This window comes from Kibdelosporangium aridum, assembly GCF_900176515.1.
In the GTDB taxonomy this organism is placed as follows: domain Bacteria; phylum Actinomycetota; class Actinomycetes; order Mycobacteriales; family Pseudonocardiaceae; genus Kibdelosporangium; species Kibdelosporangium aridum.
Map to the genome: position 1 here is coordinate 69567 of NZ_FWXV01000004.1, position 12963 is coordinate 82529.

Consider the following 12963-nt stretch of genomic DNA (forward strand, 5'->3'; position numbering starts at 1 on the left):
GAGCGATGATCACGAGTGTTCTGGTCGCCAACCGGGGCGAGATCGCCCGGCGGGTGTTCCGTACCTGCCGGGCCCTCGGCCTCGGCTGCGTCGCGGTCTATTCGGACGCGGACGCCGCAGCGCCACACGTGCACGAGGCCGACGCAGCGGTGCGCCTGCCCGGCAACTCGCCTGCGGAGACATACCTGCGCGGTTCCCTGATCATCGAAGCGGCGTTGAGAGCAGGCGCTGACGCGATCCATCCGGGATACGGCTTCCTGTCGGAGAACGCCGACTTCGCCCGCGAAGTGATCGCGGCGGGCCTGACCTGGATCGGCCCATCGCCGGAAGCAATCGACCAGATGGGCTCGAAGATCGCGGCCAAGGAACTGATGGCGGCCGCGGGCGTCCCAGTTCTGTCCGAAGTGGACAACGTGACGGCGGCCGACCTGCCGGTGCTGATCAAAGCATCGGCAGGCGGCGGCGGACGCGGCATGCGAATCGTCCGTGCGCTGGATGACCTGCCTGGAGAGCTGGAAGCAGCCCGATCCGAAGCCGTGTCCGCATTCGGCGACCCAACGGTGTTCTGCGAGCCATACCTGGAAACAGGGCGCCACATCGAAGTCCAGATCATGGCCGACCAACACGGAGAGATCTGGCCAGTCGGCGAACGCGAATGCTCAATCCAGCGCAGGCACCAGAAAGTGATTGAAGAAGCGCCATCCCCACTGGTCGAACGCACACCAGGAATGCGCGCCCGGCTCTTCGCCGCCGCCCGCGCCGCCGCCAGCGCGATCTCGTACACCGGCGCCGGCACGGTCGAGTTCCTCGCCGACGAACAAGGCCGCTTCTACTTCCTGGAAATGAACACCCGCCTGCAAGTCGAGCACCCCGTGACCGAGTGCACGACCGGAGCCGACCTGGTCCGCCTGCAAATCCTGATCGCCCAAGGCGCCCACCTGCGCACCATCGCACCCCCAACGGCAGCCTTCCCCGCACCAGGAATTGGCCAGGGGGACCCCCTTGATTCAACGCTACCGCAGGGGTCTGACAGTTCGGGGTCGCGCGCAGCGCAGTCCCGGACCGGTGTGAGCGCGGCCGCTTCCGCATCAGCAATTGCTGCCGAGGGAGCCCCGAATTCGACGCTACCGCAAGGGGCCGACAGTTCTGAGTCTGACGCGGCGCGGTCCCAGACCGACCTGAGCACGACCGCTTCTGCACCAGGAATTCGCCAGGGGGACCCCCTTGGTTCAACGCTACCGCAAGGGTCTGACAGTTCTGGACAGCTCGCGTCGGACGCCTCGGGCGCAAGCTCTTCCACAACAACAATTCCCCAGGGGGAACCCCTGATTTCAATGCTACCGCAGGGGTCTGACAATTTTGGGTTGTCGCCGGTGCGGGGGCATGCGATCGAGGTTCGGCTGTATGCCGAGGATCCCGCGCAGGACTGGCGGCCGCAAAGCGGTGTGGTGCATCGGTTGGCTGTGCCCGGCGTGACGTCCGAATTCACCGTGCCGGGCGAACCTGGGCTTCGGTTGGACAGTGGGGTGCAGGACGGTTCGGCGGTCAGCGTCTTCTATGACCCGATGCTGGCCAAGGTGATCTCGTTCGCTCCCACGCGCGACGAGGCCGCGCTCGGGTTGGCCGGGGCGCTGGCGCGGGCGGAGATTCATGGGCTGACGACCAACCGGGACTTGCTTGTCCGTGTGTTGCGGCATCCCGAGTTTCTCGCAGGCAACACCGACACTGCGTTCCTCGACCGGCACGGACTCGCTGTCCTCGCCGAGCCGCTTGCGGACAAGGATGCCGAGGCGGTCAGTGCACTCGCGGCCGCGTTGGCGGACGCCGCGGCGCGCCGTTCCATGGATGTGCCGAGCGGATGGCGGAATGTGCCGTCGCAGCCGCAGCGGAAGGTGTACAGCACCGCCTCCGGCGATGTCGAGGTCACGTACCGGCACACTCGCGCTGGCCTGGTTGCCGATGGCTACTCGGACCTGCGGCTGCTCAGTGCCGAGCCGGATGCGGTGGTGCTGGAGTTGGCAGGGGTGCGGCGTGCGTTCCGGGTCTCGGTGTATCCGGATGTGGTCTGCGTCGACTCTCCCTTGGGCCCGGTCACGTTGACGCCCGTGCCGCGGTTCACCGATCCGTCGAGCCAGGCAGCTCCGGGCTCTCTGCTGGCACCCATGCCGGGGACTGTGGTCCGGGTCGCGGTTTCCGCCGGTGACCAGGTCGAACAGGGGCAGCCGTTGCTGTGGCTCGAGGCCATGAAAATGGAGCACAAGATCACCGCTCCGGCCGCGGGCACCCTCAGTTCGCTGCCGGTTGCCGCAGGTCAGCAGGTCGATCTCGGTGCGGTCCTGGCGGTGGTAACGCCCCTCGAATGAGTAGGGCTAAGTCCACTGGCTAGCGGCCGTCCGCGTACCAGAATGGACGTATGAGTTCACCACGTCCGGCGCCCACCAGGCTTCAGCTCCTCGGCTGGAGTCTGGCGTTGATCGGCATGATGCCCCCGCTGTACGTGCTGCTGGCCCTCCTGCTCACCTCGATCGGGCTGACCTTCATCTGGATCGGCTTCCCGCTGGTCCTTGGCGTGGTCGCGGTGCTGCGGGCGTTCACCAACCTGCACCGCAAGCAGGCCGGATGGGTCCTCGGTACGGAAATCGAGCGGCCGTACCGTGCCCGCGTCCCCGGGCACGGCATGTACCGGCGGGTGTTCGCCATCATCGGTGATCCGGCGACTTGGCGTGACGTCGCGTGGTTGTTCGTTGAGATGGCCGCGGGTTCGGCGCTGGCGATCACGAACTTCGCCCTGCTGGTCGGTGGGATCGGGCACATCACGCTGGCGACGTGGTGGTGGGCGCTGCCCGCCGACGCCGACGTCAACCTGATGGGCTTCCTTTCGGTGAACTCCACCGCATCGGCGATCTTCGTCGGTGTCCCGGTTGGCGTGATGTATGTGGCTATCTGGTACTTCGCCTCGCCGTACCTGATGCGGGCACAGGCATGGTTGACCGCGTCATTGCTTGCACCCACTGAGGCAGCACGGTTGGCCAACCGCGTTCAGCAACTGACCGTGTCACGTGCTGACACCGTCGATACGCAAGCCGCTGAACTCAGGCGAATCGAGCGCGATCTGCACGACGGCGCGCAGGCCCGTTTGGTGGCGCTCGGTATGAGCCTTGGTATGGCTGAGGAAACGGTGGCTCGCGATCCGGCGGCGGCTCGGGAACTGCTCGCCGAAGCCCGGGCAGCGAGTTCACAGGCATTGGCGGAGTTGCGTGACCTCGTGCGCGGAATCCACCCGCCGGTTCTCGCCGACCGGGGACTGGACGGCGCGATCCAAGCGCTTGTGTTGGCCAATCCGATGAAAACCGATGTGGAGATCGACATTCCGGGACGGTTGTCCGCGCCTGTCGAGTCGGCCGCGTACTTCGCGGTCGCGGAAACACTGACCAATATTGCCAAGCACGCGTCTGCGAGCAAAGCCTGGATCCGGCTGACCTACGACGACGGCAAGCTGACGATGCTCATCGGCGACGACGGTCGCGGTGGCGCAGACGCGAGCGGTGGCACAGGATTGCGTGGAATCGAGCGGCGCCTCTCCGCGTTCGACGGCACACTGGTGGTGAGCAGTCCGATCGGCGGGCCGACCGTGATCGTGATGTCCGTGCCGTGTGAGCTGATCGCGGGCCAGGAGCGTTGACCGGACTGCAATAACTGTGCAACGGCGGTGTTCGTTCCGTGTGGCCGGTGTTCTTAATGTGCTGCGCCTGGGTGACCCCGACATTTGTCACCCACTCCCGCAGATCAAGGAGCACTGAGGAACGTGAGCACTTATCCGACTACTCCCACCGGTCAGCACGCTGGGTACCCGATGGCCGCCGCGCCGACCAAGCCGGGGACTCTGTGGGCCGCGCTGGTCGTGACGGTCCTTGCGGGACTGTCCGCTGTGGCCTATGGCGTGATCACGCTGGCCGGTGGTGTCGAGCTGGCCAGGGAGATCGGCGCCAAGGCAGTGTCGATCGTGACGGGGGAGAGCGTTGAGGCGATCCTGGCCGAGGGCGGCTCGTTCCTGGAAGCCGCGACCACGGTCGCGCAGGGGACTCTCGAGGTCCGGGCGTATCTGCTGATCGTGCCGGGCGCCCTGTTGCTGCTGTTCGGCCTGCTGATGGGCAAGGCGTCCACCGCGGTGCGTGTGCTGGCCACGATCGCCGCGGCCTTCACGCTCCTGTTCGGCGGCATCGTCGGCCTCGACTCCGAAGCCGCCACCACGATCATGTCCATCAGCAGCTGGGTCGCGGCTCTCGGCGCGGTCGCGTGCATTCCGCTGATGTGGCTGTCGCCGAACGGCCGCTACGCCAAGGCGCTCAAGCAGCAGGCCTGATGGAAAGACACCGGGGGAGGGTCGGACGGGCTAGGGGTGCGTCCGGCCCTAAGGTGTCGCAAAAGTGAGATTCAGCAGCAGTTTCAACAGAATCGCGGTGTTGGTGTCCCGGGGGTCGCCAAGTCGCTCGGCTTCGGCGCGGGCTTCCTTGGCCGCGACAACGTCATTCTGTGAGTCGTAGGCGGCGGCCAACAGGTTCAGCGTGATCGTGGTCGCCGACGTACTGCCCATTTCGCGATATGTCTCAAGGCATTCGCTGAGCACGGTGATCGCCTCACCGGCACGGCCGTCACCGATCCAAGCCGCCGCGATGGCCCTGGTGCAGGACAGTTCCCTTGGCCGCTCAGTGAGTTCGCGGGCGATGTCACGAGCTTCCCGGAACGCTCGCACGGATTCCTCACGCTTTCCCAAGCCGGCCAGCACGGCGCCCATCGTGCGCAACGCCTTGGCAAGCGATGACCGTGAACCGACCGACCGCAGCAACGCGATGGCCTCTTGGGCGAGTTCGTGCGCTTTCTCCAGATTCCCTTCGCCCAGCACGCAACCCCAGGCCTTGTCGTGCAACGCCATCGCCAGTTGCCTTGGCTCGCCGAAGCTCTTGGCCAAATCGAGTGCCTCGGCCTCGAACCCCGCGGATTCCTCGGTGCGCCCCAACCGGTTGAGCGCCGCGATCTGAGTACGCAGCACGGAACCACCGGCGAACGGGTCATCGCGCAGTTCCTGCCAGGCCGCCGTGGTCAGCTCGATCGACTCGTCCGACTTGCCGACCGCTATCAGACACGCCGCCAAGTTGGTGCGCACCCACGCCAGCGCTTCGTCCTCGCCCAACTCGGCCAGTTCGACCGCGCAGGTCCGGTACTCGTCCACCGCTTTCTCGTACTGCCCGCGGGCATGCCACAGCAACGCGAGTACTGACCTCGCGCGGGCGGCGACCCGTGGATTCTGTTTGTCCGCAGCGTCGGCGATGCTCTGGTACGCCACGCGCATGTCCGCGTACAACCCCTCGGCCCACAGGTACACCGAAAGCCGGTCCATCAACAGGATCGAGTCGGTGTGCCAGCCGAGCGCGGTCATCTTCGGGATGCCGTTGAGCAGGTTCGCCCGCTCCGCGGCAAACCATGCCGCGGGGTTGGCAGTGAGCCGCTCGACCAACTCAGGTACCAATGGCTGCGTCGGAATTGGACCGTGCAGCCGTGGCAAGGGAATGGTCCATGGCAGCTTGCGCGCCGCGACGTCCGCGATGCCGATGATCGCGTCGATGATCGTCCGCGCACCCGTGTACCGCTCCCGTGCGCTGTCCTCCATCCGTGCCCGCTCGAGCGCGAACACCCGCACCAAGTCATGCAACCGGTAGCGCGGCTCGCCGGTCTCGTCGGTACCGGTCGGCTCCAGCAATCCGGATTCGACCAGGTCCTCGACAACACCTTCGGCAGGATGGGTGTCGAGCAACGTCGTGATCCGCCACTCCGGCAGGTCGACCGTGTTGATCAGACCAAGCCGTCGCAACGCGACCTGTGACGTCTTCTCCAGCGCGGCATAGCTGAGCGTCAGGCTCGCCCGTACCTGAAGATCGCTGACTTCGAGCTCGTCCAGCCTCCTTCCCTCGTCCTCCAGCCGATCGGCCAGCAACCCCAGCCGAAGGTTCGGCCGCAGCGCCAGCCTCGTCCCGGCGATGCGCAACGCCAACGGCAGATTCCCGCACGCGTCGGCGATTCGCACCGCATCCGCCCGCTCGGCGGAAACCCTTGCCCGCCCGACAAGTCGTTCCAGCAAGCGGAGCGCCTCGTCACCGGTCAACGGCCCGACCGTGAGCCGGCTCGCCCCGGCGAGACCACTCAGCCGCTTGCGGCTGGTGATCAGCACCGCGCAACCCGGCGTACCCGGCAGCAACGGCCGCACCTGTGCCGGATCGGCCGCGTCGTCCAGCACCACCAGGACCTTGCGGTCGGTCAGCATCCCCCGATACGTCGCCGCCCTGGCCTGCAGGTCGTCCGGGATCGCCGGACCGCTGACGCCGAGGCCACGCAACAGGTCCGCCAGCACCGCGCCGGTGTCCCTCGGAGAGTCCACTCCGGACAGTGGCACGAACAGCTGTCCGTCCGGGAACACCGACCGCACCTGGTGCGCCGCGCCGATCGACAGACTGGTCTTGCCCGCACCCGGTTCGCCGCTGAGCACCACCACCGGCACACCGTGACCGCCCGGGTTGAGCAGGCCGGTCACCTCGGCCAGCTGCTGCTCCCGCCCAGAGAAGTCCGCAGCAACGGCGGGCAGCTGACAGATCGGCCATGTCGGCCGCGGCAGCGGCGCGTCGTCACCGTCCCCTTGCAACATCGACGTGTGCAGCCGCCGCAAAGCGGTTCCCGGCTCGACACCAAGCTCGTCAATGAGCGTGGCCCGAGTATTCCGGTACACCTCAAGTGCTTCGGCCTGCCGCCCCGAGTGCTGCAACGCCAGCATCAGCTGACCGGCCAGGCGTTCCCGCAACGGGTTCTCCGCCAACGCCGCCTGTAACTCGGCCGCCACCTCCGCATGCCGGCCCGCCGCCAGTTCGGCGTCCACGCAGTCCTCGAACACCGCCATCCGCTCGGACTCGAGCCTGCCGAGCTCGGCGTCGAGCACCGGCACATGCATGTCGGTCAACGGATGACCGCGCCACTGCGCCAACGCCTTGCGGAAGAAGGTGGCCGCCTTCTCCGGCTGACCGGCTCGCGCCGCACTCCGTCCAGCGGCCGCGGCCTCCCGGAACACCAGGAGATCCACGTCCTCGGTGGCGACCTGCAGCCGGTACCCACGGCCGGCCAGGTCGATCCGGACACCGGGAAGGCGGACCCGCAACCGCGACACATACGTATGCAGATTGGACGCGTACGACTTCGGCGGCAGCTCCGGCCACAACGCGCCGACAAGCAAGTCGGTCGTCACGGGACGGTTCGCGTGGAACAGCAGCATGGCCAGCAGCGCACGCTGATGCTCACCGCGTAATCGAACCTCCCCCTCCGGACCCGCCACGGTCAGCGGGCCGAGCACGCCGAATTTCACAGTGTCGTCGCCTTCTCCAGCAGCTGGGCGGGGTGCAGCTTAGCCAGCATGGAAAGTGAATGCGCAACCAGGCGATAATTCATAAGGTGAAATAGCAACCTCCGCAGGTGATCGGGTGGAACTGAAAACCTCTCACGATGCGCCACCTGCCCTGTTTGGGCTGGTCAGCTGATCATTCGACGCGGGCGAGATCGTCGCGGCCGGCCGGTCGGGCTCGGTGGAGACAAAGTCTGGTTTCGTGGCGGGACTCCTCTCATGGCTGGCTCCAGCAAAGTGGGGACGTGAGTTACCGGGCTGCGGTTGTGGATTCGATGGTGGTCGGAAGGCGCTTCCCAGAAGGCATGGGTAAGGACACGAGCTATGTGGGTGCGCGGCCGCGCGGGGTGGGAAGGCGATTCTTGCGGGGGACACGGGCTGGTGGGTCAGTGTTGGTCGAAAGGCAGCTCCTTCAAGCGGACGGTTGTGGGTATGGGTGCCGCGGTTGTGGTCGGTAGTGGCCGGATAGGCGCCTCCAGGAATTGAGTGGCGGGGACCTGCGCTGTGGGCGGTACGGCGGGTGGTTTGGTTTGGTTGGGAAGGCACCTCCTGGGAATGGGTTGCGGACGGACGTGAGCTGTGTGGGTTTGTGCGGTGGCGCGATCGCGGGTGGTTGATGTCGTTGCTTCTATGTGCCTCCGGCGTGGTGGGCCTGGCTCTGATGAGGGCACGAGTGGTGTGGGGGTTCGGAGTTGGTTGCGAAGGCCGCTCCCAGGAAGGGGATTTGGGCCACGTGAGGGTGCGGGCTCACGAGGGGCGGGGATCACGGTGTGCGCGGGGGCGGGCGGGATGGGTGCAACGGCATCACGACTCGCCGGGCAGCGGGACGTAGGCGTGGCCGGGTGCGTCCGGATCGCAGCCGATTCGGAGCAATCGGGCGCGGATTGATCCGGTCGTGCGGCCGAAGTGATCGGCGAGGATCCGGCGGAAGGCGTGCGCGCTGTACGTGTCGCAGTTCCTCGTCCTGCTCCTTCGTCCACGGTGCTTGGGCGTTGGCCGGGCTCGCGGTGGACCGTCCGCTCAATGTGGACAGTCCGGAGAGCACCTGGCTGATCAGTTTGCCGACGACGTTGAGGCTGTCGGCAGGCAGCTTGAACGACCCGCATTCGGTTGCCGCGCCTGCCGAATCGAGGCCGGACAAGGCGACTTCGACGGATTCGTCCTGGTCGCCGTTCGCGGGCAGGGTGGCCGCGCGGACGGTGTACTTGCGGCCGTTGGCCTGGACGTCGGCGCTGCAGTCCACGATTCCCATGGTGTCTCCTCGGGTGGTGTGCTCGGTGGGTTCCTGGTGAACCCAGTGCGGCGACAGCATCGCGGGAGGTACCGACAGTCTGGGGCGGGCGGTTGGCGGAACAGTCATTTCGGATTGGGGTTTGAGCTGCGGGTCTTGGCTGGGTATCCCTCGGATGGGCGAACTTGCGGAGGCGGACATGAAGCGACCAACCATCGGCGACATCGCCCGGCGCGCTGGACTGTCCAAGGCGGCGGTGTCCTACGCGCTCAACGGCCGTCCTGGCGTGTCCGAGGAGACCAGGGAGCGCGTGTCACGGATCGCGCACGCGCTGGGCTGGCGAGCCAACATAGCCGCGTTGGCCTTGTCGAGCGAGCGGGTCGGTGTCATCGGGCTGGTGGTGGCCGGAGAGGTGCCGTGGCCGACTGTCGAAGGGATCGAACGCGAGCTCGCCCACGACGGTGTCGTCCTGCAGCTCGCGATCGCCAAGGACGCCGAAGAGACTTATCAGGACTGGTGGGCGTCCGGCCGGGTGGACGGCATGCTGCTGATCGACCCGTCCCCGAACGACCCGCGGATCGCGTTGCTGCACAAGCTGAGCGTGCCGACTGTCCTAATCGGTGCCAGTCATCCGGACATGTCAGCCGTTTTGCCCGACACGGCTGGCAAGTGCCGTCAGGTGACCGAGCACCTCACGCAGCGAGGACACACCAAGATCAGTCACATCGCCGCAGGCCCGGACGAAGCCTTGGCTGCCACCCGGGACTTGAAAGATGTCACGGCGGTGATCTACGAGGACCCCATGGCAGCGGCGAAGGTCGTGGCCCACGCGGCGGTTCTCAACAAGCGCATCCCCACGGACCTCGCAGTGATCGCGTGGGACGACGCTCCGGTGTGCCGGACGGTGTACCCGGAGATCACGGCGGTCAGCCACGATCACGCCGCCGACGGCTCGCTGGCCGCGAGGCTGCTGCTCGACCAGCTCAACACCGGTGTCCACGAACACCGCGGCGGCGGCCGTGACGAGCTGCAGATCCGTGGCACGACCTAGTCGGGCTGACCACGGTCGATACCGCTAGTGTCACGCACAGTGTCAAAGCGGTGACAAAGGGGCGGGGAGTGCACGGCGAGGAGTTCGAAGCCGGCCAGCGGGCGCGGGAGTGGTTCCACTCGATGACCGTGCCACCGGGAGCATGGGCCATCTTGCGGGTGGATGGCCGCAGCTTCTCGCGGTTCACCGAACAGCGGTACGACAAGCCGTTCGACTTACGTTTCTCGCAGCTGATGACGGAGGCAGCCAAGGCGTTGCTGGTCGAGTTCGGCGGCCGGTACGCGTACACCGAGAGCGACGAGATCTCGGTGCTGTTGGACCCGGAGTCGCAGATCTTCGGCCGTGGCGTTGAGAAACTGGTGTCGTTGTCGGCCAGTGTCACCGCCGCCGCCTTCACCCACGCCGTCGGCGAACCGGCGCATTTCGACAGCCGGGTCTGGATCGGAACCGGCCCGGTCGACGTGATCGACTACTTCTCCTGGCGGCAGGCCGACGCGGCTCGTTCCGCGTTGAACGGCTGGTGCTATTGGACATTGCGCAAAGACGGCCGAAGCAGGCAAGAAGCCACAAAAGCCTTGGAAGGCGCGAATGCCTCGGCCAAGAACGAAATGCTCTTCCGGCACGGCGTGAACTTCAACGAGGTCCCCACGTGGCAGCGCCGAGGTGTCGGCTTGTGGTGGGAGACCTACGAACGCCCGGGATATGACCCGAAGCGGGCGATGGTGGTGACCGCGACCCGCCGTCGAGTGCGTGAGGAGCGGGAACTCCCGATGAAGGAGCCCTATCGGGAGTTCCTCGCCGACCTCATCGCTGGAAAACCCTGACTACTTCCCGAAACCCGCACGCCGCAGGGCATCAGCCATCGAACCGCTCGCCGGTGGCTCGTTGCGCCGCTGCTGGCCGCCGCCGCGCTGACCACCGCGTTGCGGACGGCCGCCGTTGTCCCGACGGCCACCGCCTTGCTGCTGAGCGGGCTTGCCGGGTTCGTCGTCCAGCCGGAGCGTCAGGCCGATCCGCTTGCGCGGGATGTCGACCTCCAGCACCTTCACCTTGACGATGTCACCGGGTTTGACCACGTCACGCGGGTCCTTGACGAAGTTGCGGGACATCGCGGACACGTGCACGAGACCGTCCTGGTGCACGCCGATGTCCACGAACGCGCCGAACGCGGCCACGTTCGTGACCACGCCTTCCAGCGTCATCCCCGGCTTGAGGTCGGAGATCTTCTCGACGCCGTCGGCGAAGGTCGCGGTCTTGAACGCCGGGCGAGGGTCACGGCCCGGCTTGTCCAGCTCGGCCAGGATGTCGGTGACCGTGGGCAGACCGAATTTCTCGTCCACGAAGTCCTGCGGCTGCAGCTTGCGCAGCGTCGGGCTGCCGATCAGCGACCGCACGTCGGTCTTGGTGGCGTTCAGGATCCGCCGGACGACCGGGTAGGACTCCGGGTGCACGCTGGAAGCGTCCAGCGGGTCGTCGCCGTCGGGGATCCGCAGGAAGCCCGCGCACTGCTCGAAAGCCTTGGGGCCCAAGCGAGGCACTTCCTTCAACGCGGTGCGCGAGCGGAACGGCCCGTTGGTGTTGCGGTGCAACACGATGTTCTCGGCCAGGCCCTCGCCGATACCCGACACGCGGGTCAGCAGCGGCGCGGAAGCGGTGTTGACGTCGACGCCGACCGCGTTCACACAGTCTTCGACGACCGCGTCCAACGACCGTGACAGCTTTCCTTCGGACAGGTCGTGCTGGTACTGGCCGACACCGATCGACTTCGGGTCGATCTTCACCAGCTCCGCCAACGGGTCCTGCAGCCGGCGCGCGATGGACACCGCGCCACGCAAGGAAACGTCGAGCCCGGGCAGTTCGGCGGAGGCGTACGCCGAAGCGGAGTACACCGACGCACCGGCCTCGGACACCATCACCTTGGTCAACCGCAGGTCCGGGTGCGCCTTGAGCAGGTCACCGGCGAGCTTGTCGGTCTCACGGGACGCGGTGCCGTTGCCGATCGCGATCAGTTCGACCTTGTGCTGCTTGCACAGGAAGGCGAGCTTGTGGATCGACTCGTCCCAGGCGCGCCTCGGCTCGTGCGGGTAGATCGTGTCGGTGGCGACGACCTTGCCCGTGCCGTCGACGACCGCGACCTTCACGCCGGTACGGAAACCGGGGTCGAGGCCCATGGTCGCGCGGGTTCCGGCAGGCGCAGCCAGCAGGAGGTCACGCAGGTTCGCGGCGAACACGCGGACGGCTTCCTCCTCGGCCGCGTTGCGCAGCCGCATCCGCAGGTCGATGCCGAGGTGCACGAGAATCCTGGTGCGCCACGCCCAACGGACCGTGTCACCGAGCCACTTGTCGGCCGGACGGCCCTGGTCGTCGATGCCGAACTTGGCGGCGATGCGGATCTCGTAGTCGCTCGGCCCGGTCGCCGGCTCGTCGTCGGGCTCCGGGTTGAGGTTGAGATCGAGGATCTCCTCCTTCTCACCGCGGAACATCGCCAGGATGCGGTGCGACGGCAGCTTGGTGAGCGGCTCGGCGAAGTCGAAGTAGTCGGAGAACTTCGCGCCCTCCTCTTCCTTGCCTTCGCGCACCTTTGCCGCGAGACGGCCACGTGACCACATTTGTTCACGCAGCTCACCGATCAGGTCGGCGTCCTCGCCGAAGCGCTCGACCAGGATGGACCGGGCGCCCTCCAATGCGGCTGCCGCGTCCGCGACGTTCTTCTCGGCGTCGACGAACCCGGCCGCGGTGGCCTGCGGGTCCAGCGTGGGGTCGGCGAGCAGCTGGTCGGCGAGTGGTTCCAGACCAGCCTCGCGGGCGATCTGGGCCTTGGTCCGCCGCTTGGGCTTGTACGGCAGGTAGATGTCCTCGAGCCGGGCCTTCGAGTCCGCGGTGCGGATCTGCTGCTCGAGCTCGTCGGTGAGTTTCCCTTGCGATCGCACCGATTCCAGGATCGCCACCCGCCGCTCTTCGAGCTCTCGCAGGTAACGCAGCCGCTCTTCGAGCGTACGCAGCTGCGCGTCGTCGAGCGTGCCGGTCACCTCCTTGCGGTACCGGGCGATGAACGGCACGGTCGCGCCGCCGTCGAGCAGGTCGACCGCGGCCTTCACCTGGTGCTCGCGGACGCCCAGCTCCTCGGCGATCCGCTGGTCTATCGACAAAGTCACGCCGTGCATTGTGCCCTCAGGCCCTGATAGCTCAAGGCAGGGGTGAAACATACGTCCAGTAAGTTACTGATGCGTAACCCCATGG

General features: G+C 66.8%; 8 protein-coding genes. 5 read left to right on the forward strand and 3 right to left on the reverse strand.

The features are described from left to right. The first annotated feature begins 5 nt into the window (after positions 1-5). The 3 genes from B9C43_RS58620 (at position 6) to B9C43_RS24095 (ending at position 4363) form a co-directional block, all read left to right on the forward strand. On the forward strand, positions 6-2363 hold the full coding sequence (locus B9C43_RS58620; RefSeq protein ID WP_235038805.1) for an acetyl/propionyl/methylcrotonyl-CoA carboxylase subunit alpha: 2358 nt from the start codon (positions 6-8) through the stop codon (positions 2361-2363). A gap of 50 nt (positions 2364-2413) precedes the next feature. Continuing rightward, on the forward strand, positions 2414-3682 hold the full coding sequence (locus B9C43_RS24090; RefSeq protein WP_084429312.1) for a sensor histidine kinase: 1269 nt from the start codon (positions 2414-2416) through the stop codon (positions 3680-3682). 123 nt (positions 3683-3805) lie between these two features. Further along, the gene (locus tag B9C43_RS24095; RefSeq protein WP_143446552.1) at positions 3806-4363 is read left to right on the forward strand and encodes a hypothetical protein; all 558 of its coding nucleotides are present in this window, start codon (positions 3806-3808) and stop codon (positions 4361-4363) included. A 48-nt stretch (positions 4364-4411) separates the two neighbouring features. On the opposite strand, the gene B9C43_RS24100 is transcribed toward B9C43_RS24095, so the two are convergent. Beyond that, the gene (locus B9C43_RS24100) at positions 4412-7405 is read right to left on the reverse strand and encodes an AfsR/SARP family transcriptional regulator (protein ID WP_235038806.1); all 2994 of its coding nucleotides are present in this window, start codon (positions 7403-7405) and stop codon (positions 4412-4414) included. A gap of 799 nt (positions 7406-8204) precedes the next feature. Next, a complete protein-coding gene (locus B9C43_RS24110; protein ID WP_084429316.1) occupies positions 8205-8693 on the reverse strand; it encodes a hypothetical protein in 489 nt (162 codons plus the stop codon). Between the two features lie 178 nt (positions 8694-8871). On the opposite strand from B9C43_RS24110, the gene B9C43_RS24115 reads away from it, so the two are divergent. Further along, positions 8872-9723, forward strand: coding sequence for a LacI family DNA-binding transcriptional regulator (locus tag B9C43_RS24115; RefSeq protein WP_160096664.1), 852 nt, complete (start codon positions 8872-8874; stop codon positions 9721-9723). A 50-nt stretch (positions 9724-9773) separates the two neighbouring features. Next, entirely contained in the window at positions 9774-10547 is a 774-nt protein-coding gene (locus tag B9C43_RS24120; protein WP_235038807.1) for a tRNA(His) guanylyltransferase Thg1 family protein, read from the forward strand. Here the strand turns inward: B9C43_RS24120 and B9C43_RS24125 are convergent, their stop codons facing one another. Continuing rightward, the gene (locus B9C43_RS24125; RefSeq protein ID WP_143446553.1) at positions 10548-12878 is read right to left on the reverse strand and encodes a Tex family protein; all 2331 of its coding nucleotides are present in this window, start codon (positions 12876-12878) and stop codon (positions 10548-10550) included. It abuts the gene before it with no gap. Positions 12879-12963: the final 85 nt, after the last annotated feature.